At 61.9% G+C, this 22,873-nt stretch carries 23 protein-coding genes; 18 read left to right on the top strand and 5 right to left on the bottom strand.

All coding sequences use genetic code 11. The features are described from left to right. Window positions 1-14: 14 nt before the first annotated feature. The 8 genes from galE (at window position 15) to C5750_RS16785 (ending at window position 9,073) form a co-directional block, all read left to right on the top strand. Complete coding sequence (gene galE, locus C5750_RS16820; protein WP_105735092.1) at window positions 15-1,034, top strand: UDP-glucose 4-epimerase GalE; 1,020 nt, start codon at window positions 15-17, stop codon at window positions 1,032-1,034. A gap of 214 nt (window positions 1,035-1,248) precedes the next feature. Further along, on the top strand, window positions 1,249-2,385 hold the full coding sequence (locus tag C5750_RS16815) for a transporter substrate-binding domain-containing protein (protein ID WP_105735091.1): 1,137 nt from the start codon (window positions 1,249-1,251) through the stop codon (window positions 2,383-2,385). After that, window positions 2,382-2,963, top strand: a complete 582-nt coding sequence (locus tag C5750_RS16810; protein WP_105735090.1) for an ANTAR domain-containing response regulator — start codon at window positions 2,382-2,384, stop codon at window positions 2,961-2,963. Before C5750_RS16815 ends, C5750_RS16810 begins: the two co-directional genes overlap by 4 nt. Then, window positions 2,963-3,811, top strand: a complete 849-nt coding sequence (locus C5750_RS16805; RefSeq protein ID WP_105735089.1) for an ABC transporter permease — start codon at window positions 2,963-2,965, stop codon at window positions 3,809-3,811. The genes C5750_RS16810 and C5750_RS16805 overlap by 1 nt, the downstream gene beginning before the upstream one ends. A 1-nt stretch (window position 3,812) precedes the next feature. Continuing rightward, on the top strand, window positions 3,813-4,733 hold the full coding sequence (locus C5750_RS16800) for an ABC transporter permease (protein ID WP_105735088.1): 921 nt from the start codon (window positions 3,813-3,815) through the stop codon (window positions 4,731-4,733). A gap of 30 nt (window positions 4,734-4,763) precedes the next feature. Further along, a complete protein-coding gene (locus C5750_RS16795) occupies window positions 4,764-6,383 on the top strand; it encodes an ABC transporter substrate-binding protein (protein WP_105735087.1) in 1,620 nt (539 codons plus the stop codon). A gap of 72 nt (window positions 6,384-6,455) precedes the next feature. Further along, on the top strand, window positions 6,456-7,400 hold the full coding sequence (locus tag C5750_RS16790) for an acetamidase/formamidase family protein (protein ID WP_105735086.1): 945 nt from the start codon (window positions 6,456-6,458) through the stop codon (window positions 7,398-7,400). After that, window positions 7,397-9,073 (top strand): ABC transporter ATP-binding protein, encoded by a 1,677-nt coding sequence (locus C5750_RS16785; RefSeq protein ID WP_245421144.1) that lies wholly within the window; start codon window positions 7,397-7,399, stop codon window positions 9,071-9,073. The genes C5750_RS16790 and C5750_RS16785 overlap by 4 nt, the downstream gene beginning before the upstream one ends. On the opposite strand, the gene pcaF is transcribed toward C5750_RS16785, so the two are convergent. The 3 genes from pcaF to C5750_RS16770 are packed head-to-tail and all read right to left on the bottom strand — an operon-like array spanning window position 9,074 to window position 11,924. Further along, window positions 9,074-10,279: a 3-oxoadipyl-CoA thiolase gene (gene pcaF, locus C5750_RS16780; protein ID WP_105735084.1), complete on the bottom strand. Its 1,206-nt coding sequence runs from the start codon at window positions 10,277-10,279 to the stop codon at window positions 9,074-9,076. It lies immediately after the preceding gene. Further along, entirely contained in the window at window positions 10,279-11,052 is a 774-nt protein-coding gene (locus tag C5750_RS16775) for a CoA-transferase subunit beta (RefSeq protein ID WP_105735083.1), read from the bottom strand. The genes pcaF and C5750_RS16775 overlap by 1 nt, the downstream gene beginning before the upstream one ends. An 11-nt stretch (window positions 11,053-11,063) precedes the next feature. After that, complete coding sequence (locus tag C5750_RS16770; RefSeq protein WP_105735082.1) at window positions 11,064-11,924, bottom strand: CoA transferase subunit A; 861 nt, start codon at window positions 11,922-11,924, stop codon at window positions 11,064-11,066. Between the two features lie 177 nt (window positions 11,925-12,101). Here C5750_RS16770 and C5750_RS16765 point away from each other — a divergent pair, with 177 nt between their 5' ends. Next, window positions 12,102-12,857, top strand: coding sequence for an IclR family transcriptional regulator (locus C5750_RS16765; protein WP_105735081.1), 756 nt, complete (start codon window positions 12,102-12,104; stop codon window positions 12,855-12,857). 12 nt (window positions 12,858-12,869) lie between these two features. On the opposite strand, the gene C5750_RS16760 is transcribed toward C5750_RS16765, so the two are convergent. Then, window positions 12,870-13,748 (bottom strand): helix-turn-helix domain-containing protein, encoded by an 879-nt coding sequence (locus C5750_RS16760; protein WP_105735080.1) that lies wholly within the window; start codon window positions 13,746-13,748, stop codon window positions 12,870-12,872. Window positions 13,749-13,860: 112 nt separating this feature from the next. Here C5750_RS16760 and pobA point away from each other — a divergent pair, with 112 nt between their 5' ends. Further along, entirely contained in the window at window positions 13,861-15,033 is a 1,173-nt protein-coding gene (gene pobA / locus C5750_RS16755) for a 4-hydroxybenzoate 3-monooxygenase (protein WP_105735367.1), read from the top strand. Between the two features lie 96 nt (window positions 15,034-15,129). Further along, entirely contained in the window at window positions 15,130-15,903 is a 774-nt protein-coding gene (locus tag C5750_RS16750; RefSeq protein WP_105735079.1) for an APH(3')-II family aminoglycoside O-phosphotransferase, read from the top strand. On the opposite strand, the gene pcaQ is transcribed toward C5750_RS16750, so the two are convergent. Next, a complete protein-coding gene (gene pcaQ, locus C5750_RS16745) occupies window positions 15,876-16,823 on the bottom strand; it encodes a pca operon transcription factor PcaQ (protein ID WP_105735078.1) in 948 nt (315 codons plus the stop codon). The two genes, C5750_RS16750 and pcaQ, sit on opposite strands and share 28 nt — an antisense overlap. Window positions 16,824-16,922: 99 nt before the next feature. Between pcaQ and pcaD the strand changes: the two genes are divergently transcribed. From pcaD to C5750_RS16710, 7 genes are all read left to right on the top strand, one after another. Beyond that, on the top strand, window positions 16,923-17,729 hold the full coding sequence (pcaD, locus tag C5750_RS16740) for a 3-oxoadipate enol-lactonase (protein WP_105735077.1): 807 nt from the start codon (window positions 16,923-16,925) through the stop codon (window positions 17,727-17,729). Next, window positions 17,726-18,130 carry a 4-carboxymuconolactone decarboxylase gene (gene pcaC / locus C5750_RS16735; protein ID WP_105735076.1) on the top strand — a complete coding sequence of 135 codons (405 nt, stop codon included), beginning with the start codon at window positions 17,726-17,728 and terminating at the stop codon, window positions 18,128-18,130. The genes pcaD and pcaC overlap by 4 nt, the downstream gene beginning before the upstream one ends. A gap of 12 nt (window positions 18,131-18,142) precedes the next feature. After that, complete coding sequence (gene pcaH, locus C5750_RS16730; RefSeq protein ID WP_105735075.1) at window positions 18,143-18,883, top strand: protocatechuate 3,4-dioxygenase subunit beta; 741 nt, start codon at window positions 18,143-18,145, stop codon at window positions 18,881-18,883. Further along, on the top strand, window positions 18,883-19,497 hold the full coding sequence (gene pcaG, locus C5750_RS16725) for a protocatechuate 3,4-dioxygenase subunit alpha (protein WP_105735074.1): 615 nt from the start codon (window positions 18,883-18,885) through the stop codon (window positions 19,495-19,497). Before pcaH ends, pcaG begins: the two co-directional genes overlap by 1 nt. 3 nt (window positions 19,498-19,500) lie before the next feature. Then, window positions 19,501-20,574 (top strand): 3-carboxy-cis,cis-muconate cycloisomerase, encoded by a 1,074-nt coding sequence (locus C5750_RS16720; RefSeq protein ID WP_105735073.1) that lies wholly within the window; start codon window positions 19,501-19,503, stop codon window positions 20,572-20,574. A gap of 130 nt (window positions 20,575-20,704) precedes the next feature. After that, the gene (locus C5750_RS16715) at window positions 20,705-21,877 is read left to right on the top strand and encodes an ABC transporter substrate-binding protein (protein WP_105735366.1); all 1,173 of its coding nucleotides are present in this window, start codon (window positions 20,705-20,707) and stop codon (window positions 21,875-21,877) included. Window positions 21,878-22,009: 132 nt separating this feature from the next. Beyond that, window positions 22,010-22,873 carry a branched-chain amino acid ABC transporter permease gene (locus C5750_RS16710; RefSeq protein WP_105735072.1) on the top strand — a complete coding sequence of 288 codons (864 nt, stop codon included), beginning with the start codon at window positions 22,010-22,012 and terminating at the stop codon, window positions 22,871-22,873.

Below are 22,873 nucleotides of genomic sequence, written 5' to 3'. Positions count from 1 at the left end.
AGGAGTTCCTCCCCATGACTGTTCTTGTTACTGGTGGCGCCGGCTATATCGGCAGCCACATGGTGCTTGCCCTCAAGGATGCCGGCCGGCCGGTCGTGGTCCTTGACGATCTGAGTTGCGGTTTCGCCTGGCTGGTGCCGGATGATGTGCCTTTTGTGCAGGGAGACATCGGCGATCAGACGCTGGTGCGCGATCTGATCCGCCGGCACAATGTGACGGCGATCCTGCACTTCGCCGGTTCGATCGTCGTTCCCGATTCCGTGCGCGATCCGCTTTATTATTACCGCAACAATACCGTGCAATCGCGTTCCCTGATGGAAGCGGCCATTGCCGAAGGCATCAGGCATTTCATTTTCTCGTCAACCGCTGCGGTCTACGGTGAACCGGAGCGCACACCGATCACAGAAACCATGCCGCATCAGCCGATCTCGCCCTATGGCACGTCCAAGCTGATGACCGAGTGGATGCTGCGCGATGCGGCCGTGGCCCATCCGGACTTCAACTATGTGGCGCTGCGTTACTTCAACGTCGCGGGTGCCGACCCGCAATTGCGCTCCGGGCAGTCGTTTCCACGCGCCACGCACCTCATCAAGATCGCCAGCCAGGCGGCGACGGGCGAGCGCTCGCATATCGAGGTGTATGGAACGGACTATCCGACAGCCGACGGCACCTGCATCCGCGACTACATCCACGTCAGCGACCTTGCGCAGGCGCACCTTTGCGCCCTGAACTATCTGGAGGCCGGAGGAGCCAGCACCGCCGCCAATTGCGGCTATGGCTATGGTTACTCCGTCCTTGACATCATCGATGCGGTCAAGCGCGTGTCGGGCGTGGATTTCGAGGTCCGGACTGCGCCGAGGCGTGCGGGCGATCCGGCGGTGCTGGTGGCAGGCAACGAACGTGTCCGCACCGTGTTCGGTTTCGAACCGAAACGCGCCGACCTCGATCTGATCGTCGGCGATGCTCTGGCGTGGGAGCGGCAGCTTGCCATCATGAAGGCGCAGGAACAGTCGGAGGCACGCATCGCCGTATAATCCCGGCTTGCTTGCCCGCATTGATCGCCATGGTGGGATTCTGCCCGATACCCGCTTGACAAGGGGCGTATGCACGTATTTTAATCGTGCCTGCAGATTGAGCAGTGGCTTGTCTGCATCCACATGACTTCGATAGTCGACGGGCAGTTTCGCCCCATGACGCCCCATCCTCGATGGGAGCTTGCGTCATGGGGTTTTTGGTTTTGGGGGGGACATGGCCGACGCGGTAAAAATTGGCATTCTCTATTCGACGACGGGGCCGTATGGCGCCATTGGCCGTGACAGCCGCGACGGGGCCGAATTTGCCATGGACGAGATCCGGGCGGCTTATCCCGGTGCCGTCGAACCCGTCTTCATCGATCCGCAGGGTCATATCCCCGACTATCTCGAAGGGGCCCGCTCCATGCTGCGTGAACATGGCTGCCGCCACATTGTCGGAACCATCACATCCATTGCCCGCAAGGAAGTCATTCCACTCGTCGAAAAGCATGACGGCCTGCTCTGGTACATGTGCCCCTATGAGGGGTTCGAGGCCAATGAAAACGTGATCTATACCGGGGCGTGCCCCAATCAGCATCTGCTGCCGTTGTTCGACTACCTCCTGCCGCGCTATGGCCGGCGGCCCTATCTGGTCGGTGCGAACTATGTGTGGGGATGGGAGATGAACCGGCTTGCGCGCGAGCTGATCAGCAAGGCGGGCGGAGAGGTGCTGGGAGAACGCTACCTGCCGCTGGAGGAAACCGCGGTCGAGCGCATCATCCTCGATATCGAACAGCGGCGGCCGAGCTTCGTTCTCAACAATCTGATCGGACCGGCAAGCTACGCTTTCCTGCGGGCCTTCAGGGCGCTCGGTGACAGGGACTCTGCGTTCCTGCCGGAAAACTGCCCGGTCGTCAGTTGCGATCTGTCCGAGTGCGAACTGGACGAGATCGGCGCTGGCGTGGCGACCGGACATTTTTCCGTCGCGGCCTATTTCGACAGCCTCGTCTCGCCGGAAAATCTCGCCTTCAAGGCTGCTGCATCGAGGCGGTTCGGGCCGCAGCGGCGCCTGTCCAATATTTTCGCCAGCGCCTATGCGGCGGTCAAGCTCTGCGGCGAGACCATTGTCGCTGCAGGGACCGACGAGCCGCAGGCGGTTCGCCGCGCCCTGTCTGGCGTGCCGCTGTCGACGGTGTTCGGTCCTGTCCGGATCGATCCCGACACCAACCATATGGCGCTGCCCTTCCTGCTTGGCCGCATCAATGACCTCAACGGTTTTGACATCGTCAATGCGCAGCCGGCGATTGCCGCCGATCCCTATCTCACCCGCCGCCGCACCAAAACGCCGGTCAGATTGCGGATCGTTTCATGAGAGAGACCCCCAATTTCACCGGCTGGCGCGCCACGATCCTGCATCGGCCCGATGCCACGACCGACCGTCTGACCCGCCAGCTCAAGCTGCTTGGTCTTCATGTCTCGGTACAATGGGAGCCCCTGGCATCCACGGATCTGCCCGACATTGTCCTCGTCGACGCGGACCAGGGCTGGGATGATCTTCTGCCCTGGCATGACAGCAAGGCGCCGCTGCCTGTCGTCGCCCTGCTCGGGTCGGAAGCGCCGGGCCGTATCGCATGGGCCATGGAACAGGGGGCCGGTGCAATCATTGCCAAGCCGGTTGCAGCCTCTGCGGTCTATCCCACGCTTGTGATGGCGGTTGCCATTCATGCGGAACGGACCGTGGCGTTGAGGCAGCTCCAGCATCTTGAAGAACGCGTGCGGCTTCGCCCGCTGGTGCATGGAGCCGTTCAGAAAATCATGGCGGCACGCAATGTCGACGAGGAGCATGCCTACAGCATCCTGCGCAATTGCGCGATGCAGCGGCGGTTCCCCATGGAACAGGTCGCGGCGCTTATTCTTGCCGGGGCTGAACCCTTGCCGGAGGCTGGCTGATGCGCGTTCTGAAAAGCATGCTGCGCCAGCCGTCTGCAATGTTCGGCCTGATTGTCGTTGCGCTCGTCGTGCTTCTGGCATTGGGCGCGCCGCTGATTGCGCCCTACAGTCCCGATGACCAGATGTTCGACGGGTTATCGCTTGAGGGCGCACCGCTGCCGCCCAGCGCGCAGTTTCTGCTCGGGACCGACACGCTGGGACGCGATCTGTTTTCGCGGCTTCTCTTCGGTGCACGCACATCGCTGATCATCGGCCTTGTCGCCAACGGGATTGCGGTCGGCATCGGGCTCATGGTCGGCATCCTGTCCGGCTATCTGCGTGGCCCCATCGGCGGCTTGCTCATGCGGTTCACCGATCTGATGATGGCATTCCCCGCCTTGCTGCTGGCCATTGTCCTTGCGGCGCTGCTGCATCCAAGCCTGTGGATCGTTGCCATGGTCATTGCGCTCGTCAACTGGGTGCAGGTGGCGCGCATCGTCTACACGGAAACGCGCGGACTGGTCGAGCGCGATTTCATCCTCGCCGAGCGGTCGCTCGGGGCCGGGCATCTGCGCATTCTGTTCGTGCATATCCTGCCGCATCTGATGCCGACGGCCATTGTCTGGGGAACGCTCGGCATCGCCACGACCGTGCTGCTGGAAGCCACCCTCTCCTTCCTCGGTATCGGCGTGCAGCCGCCGCAGCCCTCCTGGGGGAACATCATCTTCGAGAGCCAGAGTTATTTTCAGGCGGCGCCATGGCTGGTGTTCTTTCCCGGTGCGATCATCCTTCTGACAGCGCTTTCCTTCAATCTGGTCGGGGATGCGCTGCGCGATATTCTCGATCCCACCCAGCGCGGGAGGGGTTGATATGGCTCTGCTTGTTCTGCGCCGCCTCGTGCAAACTGCATTGATCCTGCTTGGCGTTGCCGCGATTACGTTCCTGCTGCTCTATGCCTTGCCGGCGGATCCCGCGCGCATGATTGCCGGACGCAGCGCTACCGCACAGACGGTGGCCAATATCCGCCGCGAGCTTGGCCTGGATCAGCCCCTGCTCGTGCAGTTCTGGACCTATCTGCAGGGTATTCTGCAGGGCAATCTCGGCCGTTCCTATGCGCAGAAGACCGATGTCGGCGCACTGATCCTTGCCCGTCTTCCGGCGACCTTGATCCTGATGGCCGCAGGCATCGCCGTTGAAGTCGTCCTCGGCCTGATCTTTGGGATCATCGCCGCCTTGCGCCGCGGCGGCGTGGTCGACCGCGTCGTGATGATGGCTTCGTTCGTCGGCGTCTCCGCGCCGCAATTCGTTGTCGCCCTGCTGTTGCTCTACGTCTTTGCCGTCACGCTTGGCTGGTTCCCGATGAGCGGCTTCGGAACGGCGGCCCATGTGGTGCTGCCCGCGGCCACCCTCGGCATTCTTGGCGCCGGCTGGTATGCGCGCATGGTGCGCTCGGCCATGATCGATGTGCTCAATCAGGATTATGTGCGCACTGCGCGGGCCAAGGGCCTCTCGTCGGTCCGCATCGTGCTGCGCCACGCCCTGCCCAATGCGCTCCTGCCGATCATCGCGATGATCGGCATCGATATCGGCCAGTTCATGGGCGGTGTCGTCGTCGTCGAAGCGGTCTATGGCTGGCCGGGCATCGGTCAATTGGCATGGCAGGCCATTCAACAGGTCGACATCCCGATCATCATGGGGGTGACCCTCGTTTCCGCGCTCGCGATCGTTCTCGGCAACCTGCTTGCCGATATCATCGCGCCGCTGATCGATCCGCGTATCCGTGCGCGCTGAATTTCAACCAGAACAAGAAAAGGGAACAGAATGTTAAACCGCTGGCTTCGCAATACCACCATGGCAACGGTGCTTGTCCTATCGCCGCTGCCCGCATGGGCACAGGAAACGCCGAAACAGGGCGGCGATGTGCTCATCACCTACAAGGACGATATCGCCACGCTTGATCCGGCCGTCGGCTATGACTGGGTCAACTGGTCGATGATCAAGAGCCTTTACTCGCGCCTGATGGACTATACGCCCGGAACGCCTGATCTGGTTCCGTCCCTTGCCGAAACGTTCGATGTCTCCTCTGACGGTCTGACCTACACGTTCAAGCTGCGCAAGGGTGTCAAGTTCACCAATGGCCGCGAGCTTGTGGCCTCCGACGTCAAATACTCGATCGAGCGTGCGGTCAATCCGAAGACACAGGGCCCCGGTGCCGGCTTCTTCAGTGCGATCAAGGGGTATGAAGACCTGTCAGGCGGCAAGACCACGACACTTGAAGGCATCGAGGCGCCGGATGCGGCTACGGTGGTCTTCCATCTGTCGCGTCCGGATGCCACGTTCCTGCATGTGCTTGCCATCAACTTCGCTTCGGTTGTCCCGCAGGAAGCTGTCGAGGCTGCCGGTGGTGATTTCGGCAAGAAGCCGGTTGGCTCGGGCACGTTTGTCCTGAAGGAATGGACCATCGGCCAGCGTCTCGTCTTCGCGCGCAATCCCGATTATTTCGTCAAGGACATGCCGCATATCGACAAGTTCACGGTGGAAGTCGGCCAGGAGCCGCTCGTTGCCCTTCTGCGCCTGCAAAAGGGCGAGGTCGATATTGCCGGTGACGGCATTCCGCCGGCAAAATTCCTCGAGATCAAGAATTCTCCCGCCGGTGCGCAGATGATCGTGGATGGCGACCAGCTCCACACCGGCTATGTGACGCTCAACACCAAGGTCAAGCCCTTCGACAATGTGAAGGTGCGCCAGGCGGTGAACATGGCCGTCAACAAGGAGCGCATCACCCGCATTCTCAACGGCCGCGCCACGCCGGCAAGCCAGCCGCTGCCGCCGGCCATGCCGGGCTATGACAAGAGCTATGCCGGCTATGCCTACGACGTGGCCAAGGCCAAGGCTTTGCTGGCCGAGGCCGGTTTCCCCAGCGGCTTCCAGACGGTTCTTTATTCCACCAACACCGATCCGCAGCCACGCATCGCGCAGGCCATCCAGCAGGATCTGGCCGCTATCGGCGTCAAGGCGGAAGTGCGCGCGCTGGCGCAGTCCAACGTGATTGCGGCGGGCGGCACGGAAGGCGAAGCCCCGATGATCTGGTCGGGCGGCATGGCGTGGATTGCCGATTTCCCCGATCCGTCGAATTTCTACGGGCCGATCCTCGGCTGCTCCGGGGCGGTCAGCGGCGGCTGGAACTGGTCGTGGTACTGCAATGCCGATCTCGACAAGCGTGCGGTCGCGGCGGACTCCATGTCCGATCCGGCCAAGGCAGCCGAGCGGGCGGCGGTCTGGGGCAAGATTTTCACGGATATCATGGCCGATGCGCCGTGGATTCCCGTGATCAACGAGCGCCGCGTTGTGGCCAAGTCGCCGCGCATGGGCGGTTCGGACAAGATTTATGTCGATCCGACCCGTGTCATCAATTACGACGCGATCTACGTCAAGCAATAGGCCGGTCCTGACCTCGACCCATCCCCGGGGAACACGCCCCGGGGACCTGCATCATATTCCGGGAGATCTGACATGTGCATCGCCTGCACCCACACCATTCATCGTGCAAAACATCATTTCGGCTGGAACCGCGACTTTGAGCCAGCATTGGTCGCCAAGGCCGGTGAAACGATTCATTTCGAATGCCTCGATTCCTCCGGCGGGCAGCTGGGCAAGGGATCGACGCTGGAAACCCTCGGCGCGCTCGATTTCGGCAAGATCAATCCCGTCACCGGACCTGTCTATGTGGAAGGTGCCAAGCCGGGCGATGCCCTGAAGGTCACCATTCGCCGCTTTGTCCCGTCGGGTATCGGCTGGACCGCCAATATCCCCGGTTTCGGCCTGCTGGCGGACCAGTTCCAGGAACCCGCTCTGCACATGTGGACCTATGATCCCATCAGCATGGCACCGGCGCTTTATGGTCCTGGCGGCCGGGTGCCGCTGAAGCCGTTCGCCGGAACGATCGGCGTTGCACCGGCCGAACCGGGCCTGCATTCCGTCGTGCCGCCGCGCCGGGTTGGCGGCAATCTCGATATTCGCGACCTGACCTCGGGCGTGACGCTCTATCTTCCCGTTGAGGTGGATGGCGCGCTGTTTTCCATCGGCGATACCCACGCGGCCCAGGGTGACGGCGAAGTCTGCGGCACCGCCATCGAAAGCCAGATGGAAGTGGAAGCCACCATCGAACTGGTCAGGGATGCCCGGCTGCACAGCCCGCGCTTCACCACGACCGAACCGGTGACCCGGCATCTCGATGGCGCAGGCTATGAGGTGACCACGGGCATCGGTCCCGATCTGATGACCGGCGCGCGCGAGGCCCTGATGCGCATGATCGATCTGTTGGGCGCCGAACATGGCATGAGCGCCATCGATGCCTATCTGCTCTGCTCGGTCTGCGGCGATCTGCGCATCAGTGAAATCGTCGATGCGCCGAACTGGGTGGTTTCCTTCTACTTCCCGAGGATCGTGTTCGCGTGATTGTGCCTGCCGCAAAGCCCATCCTGACCGTCCGCGACCTGTGCGTCGATGCCCGTACGCCGCAAGGACGGCGGCGCGTGCTCGACGATATCAGCTTCGACCTCAATGCCGGGGAAACACTGTGCATTGCCGGGGAATCCGGCTCCGGCAAATCGGTGACATCGCTCTCGATCATGGGCCTGCTGCCGAAAGCCTCGCTGCAGGTGGCATCGGGCAGTATCCGGCTCGGCGACAAGGACCTGGTCGCGCTGTCGAACCGGGCCATGCGCAGCGTGCGCGGGGGCGACGTGGCGATGGTGTTCCAGGAACCGATGACGTCGCTGAACCCCGTCATGTCGATCGGGGCTCAGCTGACGGAAGCCATCCGTGAACATCAGGGCAGCGAGGGTGGAATGGCCGATGCCATCGCGCGGCGGATGCTCGATGCCGTGCACATCACCGATCCTGCCCGCCGCCTGTCGCAATATCCGCACGAACTTTCCGGGGGCATGCGCCAGCGGGTGATGATCGCGATGGCCCTGTCCTGCCGCCCGAAAGTGCTGATCGCCGATGAACCGACGACGGCGCTTGATGTGACGGTTCAGGCACAGATCCTGAAACTGATGCGCGAATTGAAACAGGAGTTCGGCGCCTCGATCATCCTGATTACCCACGACATGGGCGTTGTCGCCGAAATGGCGGACCGGGTTGCGATCATGCAGAATGGCCGCATTGTTGAACAGGGCGAGGCGCTGTCGATTTTCGAAAAGCCCAGCCAAACCTATACTCAGGAATTATTGGCAGCCGTGCCGCGCCTGGGCGCCCATGCGGGAACCGAAGGGCCGCCGCGCGTCAGCGCGGAAACGGACGTTGCTCAGCCGGTATCGGCTTCGCCGATCCTGCATGTCCGCAATCTGAGCGTGACCTATGGCAGCCCGGCACGCTGGCTGTTCAAGGGCAAGCCCCCGCTTGCCGCCGTCGACGATGTCTCGTTCACGTTGCGCCCCGGTGAAACATTGGGGCTTGTCGGCGAAAGCGGCTCGGGTAAATCGACCACCGGCAAGGCGGTTCTTGGGTTGATCCCGTTTACCGGCAATGTCGTCATTGACGGCAGGGACATTGCCGGCTTGCCTGCCCGGCAGATGCAGCCGGTTCGCCGCTCGGCGCAGATGATTTTCCAGGACCCCTATGCCTCGCTCGATCCGCGCATGGCGGTGGGGGCTGCCATCGCCGAACCCTTGATCATTCACGGTCTGGGCGGGCGGAGCGAACGCGACGACCGGGTGGCGGAACTGTTGCGGAGGGTCGGCCTGCAGCCGGACGCGGCGACGCGCTATCCGCACGAGTTTTCCGGCGGTCAGCGCCAGCGCGTCTGCATTGCACGTGCCCTGGCCCTGCAGCCAAAACTGATCGTGGCGGATGAAAGCGTGGCGGCGCTCGACGTTTCCGTGCGGGCCAGGGTCCTCGATCTCATGCTGGAATTGCAGGAAACGATGGGGCTCGCCTATCTCTTCATATCGCATGACATGGCGGTGGTGGAGCGCATGTCGCACAATGTGGCCGTCATGCGCGGCGGGCGCATTGTCGAAATGGGAACGCGCCGCGCGGTTTTCGAGAATCCGCAGGATGACTATACGAAGGCGCTGATGGCGGCGGTGCCGATTCCCGATCCGCGGGCCCGGCACTTCGCCTGATCAGACCCGTTCCAGAGCAATCGCGATGCCCTGGCCGACACCGATGCACATGGTGGCCAGTGCATAGCGTGCATGCCTGACGCCGAGTTCCAGCGCTGCGGTTCCGGTGATGCGCGCGCCGGACATGCCCAGGGGATGGCCAAGGGCAATCGCCCCGCCATTGGCATTGACGTGGTCGGTATCGTCCGCAAGCCCGAGTGCGCGCAGGCTGGCAAGGCCCTGCGAGGCAAAAGCTTCATTGAGTTCGATCACGCCAAAATCCTGCGGTGTCAGGCCAAGCCGCGCGCAGAGCTTCTCCGTGGCGGCGACAGGGCCGATCCCCATGATGCGCGGTGGGACACCGGCAGTCGCACCGCCGATGATGCGGGCGATGGGGTTCAGGCCATATTTCTGCGCTGCCGCTGCCGATGCGATGATCAGCGCCGCTGCACCGTCATTGACCCCCGAGGCATTGCCCGCCGTTACCGATCCGCCCTTCCTGAAGGGTGCCGGCAGTTTGGCCAGCTGCTCGAGCGTTGTCTGCGGACGCGGATGCTCGTCGCGGTCGACGATCACCGGGTCGCCCTTGCGCTGTGGAATCGTGACGGGCGTGATTTCCGAGGCAAGCCGGCCATTGTCCATGGCCGCCCCTGCCCTTTGCTGGGAGCGCACGGCAAACGCATCCTGATCGGCGCGCGCAACGTGAAACTCCTCGGCGACATTCTCGCCGGTCTCCGGCATGGAATCGATGCCATATTGCTGCTGCATCAGCGGGTTGACGAAGCGCCAGCCGATGGTGGTGTCGTGAATTTCCGCGTGGCGCGAAAACGCACCTTCGGCTTTCGGCAAAACGAAGGGCGCGCGCGACATGGATTCGACGCCGCCGGCAATGGCAATCTCGATTTCCCCGGCCTTGATGGCGCGGGCCGCCGTGATTACCGCATCCATGCCCGAACCGCACAGGCGGTTCATGGTTGTACCGGGCACCGTGACTGGAAGGCCCGCCAGAAGCAGCGACATGCGCGCCACATTGCGGTTGTCCTCGCCGGCCTGATTGGCGCACCCGTAGATGACTTCCCCGATGGCTTCCCAGTCGACGGCGGGATTGCGCTCTATCAGGGCTTTCAGCGGAATGGCGCCCAGATCGTCGGTGCGGACAGAGGCTAAGGCGCCGCCGAAGCGGCCGATGGGCGTGCGGATATAGTCGCAGATATAGGCTTCAGACATCAGGCGGCCTCGTGAGCGCGTTTCGTGCGGGCATTGATATCGCGCAGCACGGAAAGTTCGGTTGCGGTGGGGATTGGCGTTTCCACGATCTCCTTAGCAAACCGGACGGGCCAGCCGCAATTCTCTTCGATCTGTCCGCGTGTCACACCCCTGTGGATCGACACCACGGTCAGCTCTTTGGTGACCGGATCGGGCTCGAAAATGCACAGGTCCGTGATGACCCGGGTCGGCCCCCTGGTCTTCATGCCGAGGCGTGCGCGATGATCGCCGCCCTCGCCATGCCCCATCGAGGTGATGAAATCGAGATGATCGACAAAGCCGCGATTGGTGAGCGCCATGGTGATGAAAATCTGGCCGCAATTGCTTGATATTTCCGGCGCGCCGCCGCCGCCGGGTAGGCGTACTTTCGGTGCGTCATAAGGCCCGACCACCGTCGTGTTGAGATTGGCAAAGCGGTCGATCTGCGCGCCGCCGAGAAAACCGGTGGTGATGCGCCCGCCCTGCAGCCAGTAGCGGAACATTTCCGGTACCGAAACGGTGAACAGGGCGGTGTCGCTGAGTTCGCCGTCGCCGATGGAAAGCGGGAGCACATCGGGCTTGGTGCCGATGGTGCCGCTTTCGTAGATCAGCGTGATGTCAGGCGCATGGGTCAGCCGCGCCACATTGCATGCGGCGGACGGTGCGCCGATCCCGACAAAGCAGACATCATCATTGCTCAGTGCGCGGGCAGCGGCGATGGTCATCATTTCGGTGGGGGTGAAATCCTGGGCCATGGTCCTGCTCCTCACGCGGCGTTGGCTGCACGCCGGACGGCGTGGCGGGCAAAATCTTCCGGCTTGCCGGCAAGGACATTCTCCCTGATCCACGCGGTAAAGCTGTCGCGGTCGCGGGCGATCTTGTCCCAGGCGATGTAGAAGGCATTGGAGCGCGGATAATAGCCATGCGCATAGGAGGGGAAGGCGCCGCCCGGCACATGCACGACGGCGCTGATGGCCCACCGCGGCAGGACGACTGCATTGGGTGATGGCGGATTCAACTCGTCGACGATTTCCTCCACCGTCACAATGGAACGGGTGGCGGCCAGCACCGCCTCCTTCTGCACGCCCGAAATGCCTTCGATCAGCACATTGCCCTGCCGGTCGGCGCGCTGGGCATGGATGATCGACACATCAGGACGGATGGCGGGAACGGCGGCGAGCACTTCGCCGGTGAAGGGACAGGTGACCGACCGGATATTCGGATTGACCTTGGCAAGGTCGGCGCCGATATAGCCGCGCAGCACGGCGAACGGCAGGTTGGCGGCCCCCGCCTCATAGGCATTGGCCATGGCCGCGTGCGAATGTTCCTCGATCTCAAGCGGCCGCGGCCACTGGTTTTCCACCGCGTCGCGGAAACGGTGCAGCGAACCGACGCCGGGATTGCCACCCCAGGAGAACTTCATGCCGCGCGCCGCGCCGACGCCGATCAACTGGTCGTAGATAAGGTCGGGTGTCATGCGCACAAGGAAGAGATCCTTGCGGCCCTGCCGGATGATCTCGTGCCCGGCGGCATAGGGAATGAGGTGGGTGAACCCCTCCATGGCGAGCGTATCGCCATCCCTGACATTGTCCCCGATCGCTTCGGCAAGCGTACAGATTTTTGCCATGTCTCTCTCCCTGTCGTTCCCGGAACACGGCGGCGGCCGGTATCCGGTGCAAACCTCCATTTGTCCCCATGGCGTAGTCCCGCTGCATTCTATACGTCAACGGTTTTGTGCGTTATTTGACTTTTGTTCGTATATCGCACAAATTGTGCGGAAATGCAGCGAATAGGGCGTGTGTGCATGCGTGAAACGGATTTCATCAGCGGTTTTGCCAAGGGGCTTGCCGTCATCGAGGCCTTCGATGCGGTCAATACGCGCCTGTCGATCACGGATATTGCGCGGATCACGGGCCTTGAGCGCGCCACGGCCCGCCGCTGCCTGCTGACGCTCACACAGCTCGGCTATGCGGATTATGACGGAAAATTCTTCACGCTGACGCCGCGCATCCTGCGTCTTGGCCATTCCTACCTGTCATCGACGCCCTTGCCCCGGCTGATGCAGCCCTTTCTCGACCAGCTGTCGGAAAAAACCGGCGAAAGCGCCTCGGCATCGGTGCTCGACGGCAGCGAAATCGTCTACATCGCGCGGGCTTCGCACAAGCGTGTCATGTCGATCAATCTCAATCCCGGCAGCCGCCTTCCCGCCTATTGTTCTTCCATGGGCCGGGTCCTGCTCGCGGCGATGAGTGATGATGACGCCCTGCGCATTCTTGCCGGCAGCAACCGCCCGGCAAACACGCCGCGCACGAAAACGGCACTGCCGGAACTGATGGATGAAGTGCGCACCGTCAGGGCGCAGGGCTATGCGGTGATCGATCAGGAACTGGAGATCGGGCTCTGCTCCATCGCGGTACCCGTGCGCAACACGCGCGGCATGACCATCGCTGCCATCAATGTCGGTGCGCAGGCGCCGCGCGTGACGATCATGGAAATGATCGAGCGCTATCTGCCCGTCATGCAATCGACCCGCGATACCATCGCCGCGGTGCTGGTATGAAAGATCGCCGGTTCAAACAGCCATCCTGGCACCCTGTTCGGCGCGGTACTGCCGGGGTGTCGTGCCGGTCTGCCTGGTGAAAAACCGGGTGAAATAAGCTGGGTCGGCAAAGCCGAGATCATAGGCGATCTGCTTGATACTGGCAGAGGTGAATACCAGATCGCGCTTTGCCTGATCGGCAAGGCGGTGCGCCAGCAAGCCATTGGTGCTGCGCCCCGTCGCCGCCTTGACGAGGCGGTTGAGATGGGTTGCCGACACACCGAGGTATCCCGCATAGAATTCCGCCGGGTGATGTTCGCGAAAATGCCGGTTGACCATGATGTGCAGCAGTTTCAGGCGCTCCTCCGTGGCGGAGCCTGCGCTGCCGGGTGGCAGTTCCGGGGCGGTCATGCGCGCGGCCAGAAGAACGATTGACTTGAGATAGGATTCCACCAGGTCGTCGTGAAAGGCGCCGCCCGATGTGAGTTCGGCGCACAGGCGCTCGAGACTATGCGTCAGAAACGCTGGATCGGCGTGATCGGGTACGAGTGAAATCAATCGCGGCGGCATGCCGGCGTCGCAGAGGGTGCGGCCGGAAGACCCGAAGCGCGCGGCCAGCATGGTGATGACCATGCCGTCCATATCCCGGGAAAACCGGAAGCCATGCTCGCATTGCGGCGGCACGGTGATCATGACCGGGGGGCGTATGGGATGGCTGTGCGCGCCGAAGACCGCATCGCCGGTTCCTCCACGAAAGTACAAAATCTGAAAGAACGCCGCATGGCGATGGGTTTTGATCTCCCAATTGTGCAATTGGCTTCTGGAAGCGATTGTCTCCCAATGCAGCCAGAAATCCGGCCGTTTCGGATGGTTTTCGCCATAGAGATCATAGGTTGGTACTGCGCCGCCCATCGGTTCCTCCCGTCCCCAATGTTCAGATTGTCCTGTTTTTTGCCCGAGAAGTCCATTGTTCAGATGCATCGCGCCGCTAGCCTTGCGCAATTATTTCATGCTGGGAGGCATCATGCGCACGCACGTGGCTATCATCGGGTCGGGACCTGCCGGACTTCTGCTCGGCCAGCTTCTGACCCGGGCCGGTATTGACAACATCATCCTCGACCGGTCGGACAAGGATTATATTCTGGGGCGTGTGCGCGCCGGAGTGCTGGAAGAAGGCACGGTGCGGCTCCTCGACGAGGCGGGCGCCAGTGCCCGGCTGCATGCGGAAGGCCTGCCGCATGACGGCTTTTCACTGGCATTCGACGGGCGCAATCATCGCATCGACCTGTTCGGCCTGACGGGCGGCAAGCGGGTGACTGTGTACGGTCAGACGGAAATGACGCGTGATCTGATGCAGCAGCGCGAGGCAAGCGGCGCACCGGCATTTTACGGGGCGCAGAACGTTGCCCTCCATGATTTCGACGGGGAAAAGCCGTTCGTTACCTTTGAAAGGGGCGGAAAAACCGGCCGCATCGATTGCGACTTCGTTGCCGGGTGCGACGGATTCCATGGGGTCAGCCGCCGGTCCGTCCCGGCGGAGGCGATCCGGACGTTCGAACGCACTTATCCCTTCGGCTGGCTGGGCGTTCTGGCGGAAGTGCCGCCGGTGGCGCATGAACTGATCTATGCCAATCATCCGCGCGGCTTTGCGCTGTGCTCGATGCGCTCCCTGACGCGCAGCCGCTATTACGTGCAATGCCCGCTGGACGACCGGGTGGAGGATTGGTCGGATGACCGGTTCTGGGACGAGTTGCGGCGGCGGCTGCCGGACGAGGATGCGGCTGTTGTCACAACAGGTCCTTCATTCGAGAAGTCGATCGCGCCGCTTCGCTCGTTCGTGGCCGAACCCATGCGCTTCGGCCGCCTGTTCCTGGCTGGCGATGCCGCTCATATCGTGCCGCCGACGGGGGCAAAGGGTCTCAATCTGGCAGCCAGCGACGTGCATTATCTCTTCGAAGGCCTGCGCGACTATTATGCCGACAGGATCACAGCGGGCCTCGATGACTATTCGCGCCGGGCGCTCTTGCGTGTGTGGAAAGCCGTGCGGTTTTCCTGGTCGATGACGATGCTGATGCACCGGTTTCCCGATACCGGCGCATTCGGCCAGAAAATACAGGAGGCCGAACTCGATTATCTCACCCATTCCCGGGCCGCATCGACCGCGCTTGCCGAGAACTATGTGGGACTGCCGTTTTAGGTTATTGCTTCGGTTCCACCGCCCGCATCTGCGCGCCTGAACAACACGCCTGAACCCGGAATTCCCATGACCGCGACACCAAATCCGCCTGACGCAATGGCTGTGCCGCCCCAACTGCAGGCTCTCATTGCTGGCTACAGCTGGAGCCGCGATGCGCTCGGCTGTTCCGATGCGCAGGTTTTCATGCTGCAAGGCGAAGGTTTGCCGCAGCTCTTCATCAAGGTCGAAGCCGTTAGCCCCTATGGTGAGTTGCCCGATGAGGCGGCGCGGCTTCGCTGGCTGTCCTCCCGCCATATGCTCTGCCCCGATGTTCTCTTCGAGGGCGCCCATGCCAGCCGCTTCTGGCTGTTGATGAGCGGGGTTCCCGGTAAAGATCTTGCCTCGGCCGATTCATTGTCCATCGAAACGCGCATCCGGATTCTTGCCGGGGCGCTGCGCCAGCTGCATGCGCTTGATCCCGCGACCTGTCCATTCGATCACCGGCTCGACATGCGCATTGAAGCGGCGCGGGCCCGCATGCAGGCCGGACTGGTGGACGAGACGGATTTCGACAGCGATATGCTGGGAAAGACGGCATCCGAACTTTTCAGCCGGCTTGTGGCGGAAAGGCCCGGCACCGCGGATGTCGTCGTAACGCATGGCGATGGCTGCCTGCCGAACTTCATGGCCGAAAATGGCATCTTTACCGGCTATATCGACTGCGCCCGGCTTGGTCTTGCCGACCGCTATCAGGATATTGCCCTGGCGTGCCGCAGCATTGCAGACAATTTCGGCGAAGAGTGGGTTCGACCATTTTTGGATTGCTACGGTCTGGTGCAGGCTGATCCGGCAAAGCTTGCCTATTACCGGCTGCTCGACGAGTTTTTCTGATCCGGTTTCATCTCCCCCGCGGCCTCGCGGATGGTCTGCATCAGGATCATCAGCGGCAATGACGGGGTAACGTCCGCGCGGGTGGTGAGGCCAACCGGTCCCTTGGTCTCGGTCGTGTCGATGGGCAGCAGCGCCAGCGTTCCGTCGGCGACATCTCCGGCAACCACCCCTGCCGAAATGATCCACACAGCCTGGTGCGAGCGGACGAAGGCCCGGCCAAACGCGTCTGAGACCGTCTCGATCTGATGCGGCAGCTTGGCCACGCCATTGGCAATGAGAAACCGGTCGACGAAGGGCCGGATGATGGAAGCCCGCGTCGGCATCAGCACCGGAAATTCGGCGAGGCGATTGAAAATATCCTCGCTGGCATTGAGCAGCGGATGGCGGGCACTGACCGCAAACACCACCTGTTCGGAATAGAGATGTTCGAAGGAGAAGCCGGTCATTTTCTCCGGCGCCGCCAGCCGCCCGACCACGAGGTCAAGATCGCCGAGCCGCAATTGTTCGAGCAGCACCGCATTTTCTCCGGTGACGATTTTCAGCCGGCTCTGCGTCTTCTCCTGCAGGAACAGGCTGATGGCCTGCGGCATGATGCGGGTGGAAACCGTCGGCAAGGCGCCCACCCGCACCGGAATCCCCTCGCCCGACTGCTCGTTGCTGACGGAATCAATGCCCTGCCGCAGCGCTGTGATCGCCGCTCCGGCATAGCGGAGGAAAACCTCGCCGAACCGGGTGATGCGGATGCCGCGCCCGTCGCGCTCGAACATGGCAACCCCGAGCACCTCCTCCATTTCACGAATGGTTTTGGTGACGGCCGGTTGGCTGATATGAAGGATCGCTGCCGCCTTCATCACGCTTTTCTGGCGGGCAACTTCGAGAAAAGTCTGCAGGTGGCGGAACTTGATACGGCCGTCGATCATATATTTCATAACCCCAGGGTTAAGCGAATGCGGCAAGATATCATTTTACTGAACCAAATGCATAATCCATTATCGACATAACTGACCGGGAGGATTTCGGTGCAATTTGCTCACATCAATGGCGTCACGCTGCATTACCAGTTGATCAGCGCGCCCGCAGGCAAGCCCGTGCTGGTTTTCGCCAATTCGCTTGGAACGGATTTTCGCATCTGGCGGGACGTGATCGTGCGTCTGGCCGGAGAGTTTGCCATCGTCACCTATGACATGCGCGGACATGGCCTTTCCGGTCTGGGCACGCCGCCCTACACTATCGATGACCATGTCGATGATCTCGCGGGTTTGCTCGACTATCTCTCGGTCAAGGATGCCGTCATTTGCGGCCTGTCCGTCGGCGGACTTGTGGCGCAGGGCCTTTATGCCAAGCGGCCAGAACTGGTGCAGGCCCTCATCCTGTGCGATACCGCGCACAGGATCGGCACGGCCGAATTCTGGAATGCGCGCATCGATGCGGTGAAAAGAGATGGCATTGCATCCATTGCTGACACCATCCTGCAGCGTTGGTTTACCCCGGCCTTCCACCGGGAGCGGGCCAATGATCTGACCGGCTATCGCAACATGCTTATCCGCCAGCCCGCCGATGGCTATGGCGGTACCTGCGCAGCGCTGCGCGATGCGGATTTTACCGAGGCGGCAAAGCGCATCGCGGTGCCGGCCATCTGCGTCGTCGGCGACCAGGACGGCTCGACACCGCCCGATCTGGTGCTCGAACTGGCCCGGCTCATCCCGCGTGCGCGCTATGAAGTGATCAAGGATGCCGGCCATATTCCCTGTGTCGAACAGCCGGAAGCGCTGGTCGCCGTGATCAGGGCCTTTGTCGATGAATTCAAGCTTGGAGGGAAATCATGACGGATACGGCTGCCCCATCGCGTCGTTATCTACAGGGCATGGCCACGCGCCGCGTCGTGCTGGGCGAAGAGCATGTCAACCGGGTGGAGGCGACCAAAACCGATTTCGATCAGCCGTTTCAGGAACTGATCACCGAGGCGGCATGGGGGCATGTCTGGTCGCGTCCCGGCTGGACCACGCGCGAACGCTCGATTGTCACCATCGCGCTTTTGGCGGCGCTCGGCCAGGACGATGAATTGACCATGCATATCCGCGCGACGGCCAACACGGGTGCGACACAGGACGACATTTGCGAAGCCCTGCTGCATGTCGCAATTTATGCGGGGGTTCCGGCGGCAAACCATGCCATCAAGCTGGCCAAACAAGTTTATAAAGAACTGGAAGCCGAACAGGCCGCGTGACGGGAGGCAAGAGTGTCCAATAGAAAACTGGAAACCGGAGCATTCTTCCAGCGCGACAGGCAATGGCATCCCCCTGCCTATACGCCGGATTACAAGACAAGTGTCGTCCGCTCGCCGCAACGGGCGCTGTTGTCGCTCGATAATACTTTGTCGGAAATCACCGGTCCGGTGTTCGGGCATGCGCTGCTCGGCAAACTGGATGCGGATCTGATCCACAATTTTGCCAAGCCGGGTGAAAGCGCCATCGGCCAGCGCATCATCGTGCATGGCCGCGTGGTCGACGAGCGCGGTGTTGGTGTGGCGGGTGCGCTGCTCGAATTCTGGCAGGCCAATGCCGGCGGACGCTACCGCCACAAGCGCGAAGGCTATCTTGCGGCGCTCGATCCGAATTTTGGCGGCTGCGGCCGCACCATCACGGACGAGGATGGCTATTACCGTTTCCGCACGGTCAAGCCCGGCGCCTATCCCTGGCCGAACGGCGTCAATGACTGGCGGCCGGCCCACATCCATTTTTCCGTTTTCGGGCACGGATTTGCCCAGCGGCTGATTACGCAGATGTATTTCGAGGGTGATCCGATGATCTGGCAGTGCCCGATCGTCAAATCGATCCCCGACAGGGCGGCCATCGAACAATTGATCGCCGCGCTCGACCGCCAGAACACCATTCCCATGGACGCGCGCGCCTACAAGTTTGATATCGTGCTGCGCGGGCGCCGTTCCACGCTGTTCGAGAACCGGATGGAGGGCAATTGATGGTTCAGTCTCTGGGTTTTCTCAAGGAAACGCCGTCGCAGACTGCCGGACCCTATGTGCACATCGGCTGCACGCCGAATTTCTCGGGAATCGCAGGTGTTTATGACACCGATCTTGGCGCTGCCATGGTCAATGACAAGACCCTGGGCGAGCGCATCACCCTGCGCGGCCGGATTTTTGACGGAACCGGAACGCCGCTGCGCGATGCGCTGGTGGAAATCTGGCAGGCGGATGCTGCGGGGCTCTACAACAGCCCATCGGAAATGCGCGGCACCGCCGATGCGAATTTCACCGGATGGGGCCGCTGCCCGACGGATATGGAAACCGGTGAGTATGTGTTTGAGACGATCAGGCCCGGCCGTGTGCCCTACAAGGACGGCAGGCTGATGGCGCCGCATGTGACGCTGTGGATCGTGGCGCGCGGCATCAATATCGGTCTGCAGACCCGGCTCTATTTTGCTGATGAGGAGGCCGCAAACGCCGAAGACCCGGTGCTGCAGCGCATCGAGCACCGCAACCGCGTGCCGACGCTTCTCGCCCGCCGGGAGGGATCGGCCTATCATTTCGATATCCATCTGCAGGGGGAGAAGGAAACTGTCTTCTTCGATATCTGACCGATGAGTATCTCGCCCTTCGATCATCCGTTTCTCTCCGGCCTTCTCGGCGCGCAAGCGGCGGCGGACTGGTTTTCCGCCAGCGCCGATATCGCTGCAATGCTCGACTTCGAGGCGGCACTGGCGCAGGCACAGGCGGATGACGAGCTTATCTCCGCCGATGCCGCGCGAGCCATCGCCACGGCCTGCCGGTGTTTCGTGCCTGACATGATGGCCTTGCAGGACGCGACCGCCCGCGATGGCGTGGTGGTGCCGGAGCTGGTGCGGCAATTGCGTGCGACAATTCCCGGGGAACATCGGAACGCCCTGCATTTCGGCGCCACCAGCCAGGATGTCATCGATACCAGCCTGATGATCCGGCTGAAGCCCGCCATTGCCCATCTTGCCGGCGGACTGGGCGATGTGATCGCCGGGTTGGATCGGCTTGAGGCTGCCTTTGGCTCAAACAGTCTGATGGGGCATACGCGCATGCAGGCGGCCATTCCCATCGCTGTTCGCGATCGCATCGACGCGTGGCGGGCACCCTTGCTTCGCGACCGGCAAAGGCTCGCCTTTCTCACCCAGGCTTTTCCGGCCGTTCAATTCGGAGGCGCAGCGGGCACGCTGGAAAAGCTGGGCGATAAGGCGAACGCTGTTCGGCAGCGCCTTGCCGCGGCGCTAGGCCTTTATGACGGGCCGCAATGGCATAGCCAGCGCGACCGTATTGCCGACTTCGCCGGCTTCCTTTCGCTGGTGACCGGCAGTCTGGGGAAAATCGGACAGGATATTGCCTTGCTTGCGCAGTCCGGCGGTGCGATCAGCCTCAGTGGCGGCGGAAGTTCATCGGCCATGCCGCACAAGCAGAATCCGGTTCAGGCGGAACTGCTTGTCACACTTGCCCGCTACAACGCCGTGCAGCTTTCCGGCATGCATCAGGCGCTGGTGCACGAGCAGGAGCGGTCCGGCGCGGCCTGGACACTGGAGTGGCTGATCCTGCCGTCCATGGTCTCGGCCTCAGCGGCATCGCTGCAGGCGGCGGGCAGCCTGTTGTCTTCCATAACGGGGCTCGGAAACGGCAGATCGCAGACGCAATCATAACTTGGAGATTATGCAATAGCGCATAGTTTTCATTTTACATTACCAACCGGTATGAGACATTGAACGAAACATTCCAAACGGACCAGATGAGGAGAATGATCTGGCCGGCAGGGGATCAAAGGGAGGAATGATGAAAAAGCTTATTCTGGCTGCAGCGGCAGCCGTTCTGCTTGGCGGTGCGGCCTATGCCGATGTGATCAAGATCGGCGTGGTCGGCCCGTTCTCGGGTCCGTTCGCCATTCAGGGCAAGAACTTCAAGGCCGGCATTGACGCCTATATCGCCACCCATGGCAACAAGATCGGCAATGACACGATCGAAGTGCTGTACCGCGACGTGCCGCAGGCCGATCCCGCACAATCGAAGGCGCTAGCGCAGGAGCTGGTGGTGAAGGAAGGTGTGCAGTATCTCGCGGGCTTCTATTTCACCCCCGATGCCATGGCCGTCACGCCGCTCCTGCAGCAGGCCAATGTGCCGCTGGTGGTCATGAATGCCGCGACCTCGGCCATTGTCACCAAGAGCCCCTATGTGGTGCGCACGTCGTTCACCACCTGGCAGACATCCGCACCGATGGCCAAAATTGCCCGCGAGCGCGGTATCGAGAAAGCCATTACCGTGGTCAGTGATTACGGGCCGGGCGTCGATGCGGAGAATGCCTTCAAGACCACCTTCGAGAAGGAGGGCGGCAAGGTCGTCGAATCCATCCGCATGCCGCTGTCGACCAATGATTTCAGCCCGGTCATGCAGCGCGTACGCAATTCCGGGGCGCAGGCGGTCTTTGCTTTCCTGCCATCGGGTCCGACGACGCTGGGTTTTGTCAAAGCCTATAATGAGAATGGCCTGAAGGAAGCCGGCGTGCAGTTTCTCGCTCCGGGCGACCTGACGCAGGAATCCGATCTGCCGGCGCTTGGCGATGCGGCGCTCGGTATCCTCACCACGTTCCACTATGCCATCGCGCATGACTCGCCCGAGAACAGGGCCTTTGTCGAGGCGGCGCGCAAGGCCATCGGCAATCCGGCGGAACTCTCGTTCCCGTCGGTCGGCGCCTATGACGGCATGCATGTGATCTACAAGATGATCGAAGCCACCGGCGGCAAACAGGACGCCAAGAAGGCGGTCGATGCGGTGAAGGGCCTTGCCTGGGAAAGCCCGCGCGGTCCGGTGTCGATCGATCCGGAAACCCGGCACATCACGCAGAACATCTATCTGCGCGAAGTCGCCAAGGGCAGCGACGGCGCCTATTACAACAAGGAAATCAAGACGTTTGAGAAGCAGCCCGACCCCGGTCTGGCTGCGGCCAAATAGGCGATAGCCAATGCGAAATTTACCTGATTCAGGCACCCCCCTCTGGGCTTCCGCCCATCTCCCCCTTGTGGGGGAGATGTCCGGCAGGACAGAGGAGGGTAATGGCCTTCCCTCCGTGACCGGGATGATCTGATGCAGGTTTTCTTCAGCATAGGCGTCGATGCGCTCGCCTACGGAATGGTGCTTTTCATCATCTCCATCGGCCTGTCCGTGACCATGGGGCTGATGCGCGTCGTCAACCTGGCCCATGGCGCCTTCGCCATGATCGGCGGCTATATCGCGTCCTATGCGGCGCGCGATCTGGGCCTCGGTTACGGTTTTGCCATCATTCTCGCTGTCATCGGCACGATCGTCATCGCCATTCCGCTGGAGCGCTTCCTCTATCGCCGCATCTATGGCGCGCCGGAACTGACACAGGTGCTGATGACCATCGGCATCACCTTCTGCGTCATCGGCCTTGCCAATTATGTCTTTGGCCCGACATTGAAGACCATCCCCCTGCCCGCGGATCTGCAGGGACCGGTCAATCTCGGTTTTCGCACCATTGCCGCCCACAAACTCTTTGCCATTGGCTGCGGCGTCGCCGTGGCGCTCGGCCTGTGGTTTCTGATCGAGCGCACGTCGTTCGGGGTCAAGCTGCGCGCCTCCGTCGACAATACGGCCATGGCCGCTTCGCTTGGCGTGCGTACCCGGATTGTCTATGCCGCAAGCTTTGCCCTCGCGGTGGGGCTTGCAGCTTTCGGCGGCGTGATCGGCGCGGAGCTTTTGCCCGTCGAACCCTATTATGCCCTGCGCTACATGGTGACGTTCCTCGTTGTCGTCTCGGTCGGCGGTGCCGGTTCCATTCCGGGCGCGCTCATAGCCTGCCTTCTGCTTGGCGCCATCGATACGACGGGACGCTATCTCGTGCCTGAATATGGTGAGTTCTTCTTCTATCTTGCGGTTATCGCCATCGTCTGGGTATTTCCGCGCGGACTTCTCGGAAGGGCGAAATGA

Source organism: Phyllobacterium myrsinacearum, assembly GCF_002980555.1.
Lineage (GTDB): Bacteria > Pseudomonadota > Alphaproteobacteria > Rhizobiales > Rhizobiaceae > Phyllobacterium > Phyllobacterium myrsinacearum.
This window is presented reverse-complemented; position numbering and strand designations above follow the sequence as displayed.

Bases quoted from the DNA above. Each gene is read 5' to 3' on its own strand.
- C5750_RS16720 (WP_105735073.1), top strand. From the start codon at position 19,501: ATGAGTATCTCGCCCTTCGATCATCCGTTTCTCTCCGGCCTTCTCGGC.
- C5750_RS16765 (WP_105735081.1), top strand. From the start codon at position 12,102: ATGCGTGAAACGGATTTCATCAGCGGTTTTGCCAAGGGGCTTGCCGTC.
- C5750_RS16795 (WP_105735087.1), top strand. From the start codon at position 4,764: ATGTTAAACCGCTGGCTTCGCAATACCACCATGGCAACGGTGCTTGTC.
- pcaQ (WP_105735078.1), bottom strand. From the start codon at position 16,823: ATGATCGACGGCCGTATCAAGTTCCGCCACCTGCAGACTTTTCTCGAA.
- C5750_RS16815 (WP_105735091.1), top strand. From the start codon at position 1,249: ATGGCCGACGCGGTAAAAATTGGCATTCTCTATTCGACGACGGGGCCG.
- pcaG (WP_105735074.1), top strand. From the start codon at position 18,883: ATGGTTCAGTCTCTGGGTTTTCTCAAGGAAACGCCGTCGCAGACTGCC.
- C5750_RS16775 (WP_105735083.1), bottom strand. From the start codon at position 11,052: ATGGCCCAGGATTTCACCCCCACCGAAATGATGACCATCGCCGCTGCC.
- C5750_RS16770 (WP_105735082.1), bottom strand. From the start codon at position 11,924: ATGGCAAAAATCTGTACGCTTGCCGAAGCGATCGGGGACAATGTCAGG.
- C5750_RS16710 (WP_105735072.1), top strand. From the start codon at position 22,010: ATGCAGGTTTTCTTCAGCATAGGCGTCGATGCGCTCGCCTACGGAATG.
- C5750_RS16760 (WP_105735080.1), bottom strand. From the start codon at position 13,748: ATGGGCGGCGCAGTACCAACCTATGATCTCTATGGCGAAAACCATCCG.
- C5750_RS16800 (WP_105735088.1), top strand. From the start codon at position 3,813: ATGGCTCTGCTTGTTCTGCGCCGCCTCGTGCAAACTGCATTGATCCTG.
- pobA (WP_105735367.1), top strand. From the start codon at position 13,861: ATGCGCACGCACGTGGCTATCATCGGGTCGGGACCTGCCGGACTTCTG.
- C5750_RS16750 (WP_105735079.1), top strand. From the start codon at position 15,130: ATGGCTGTGCCGCCCCAACTGCAGGCTCTCATTGCTGGCTACAGCTGG.
- pcaC (WP_105735076.1), top strand. From the start codon at position 17,726: ATGACGGATACGGCTGCCCCATCGCGTCGTTATCTACAGGGCATGGCC.
- C5750_RS16805 (WP_105735089.1), top strand. From the start codon at position 2,963: ATGCGCGTTCTGAAAAGCATGCTGCGCCAGCCGTCTGCAATGTTCGGC.
- pcaF (WP_105735084.1), bottom strand. From the start codon at position 10,279: ATGTCTGAAGCCTATATCTGCGACTATATCCGCACGCCCATCGGCCGC.
- galE (WP_105735092.1), top strand. From the start codon at position 15: ATGACTGTTCTTGTTACTGGTGGCGCCGGCTATATCGGCAGCCACATG.
- C5750_RS16790 (WP_105735086.1), top strand. From the start codon at position 6,456: ATGTGCATCGCCTGCACCCACACCATTCATCGTGCAAAACATCATTTC.
- C5750_RS16715 (WP_105735366.1), top strand. From the start codon at position 20,705: ATGAAAAAGCTTATTCTGGCTGCAGCGGCAGCCGTTCTGCTTGGCGGT.
- C5750_RS16810 (WP_105735090.1), top strand. From the start codon at position 2,382: ATGAGAGAGACCCCCAATTTCACCGGCTGGCGCGCCACGATCCTGCAT.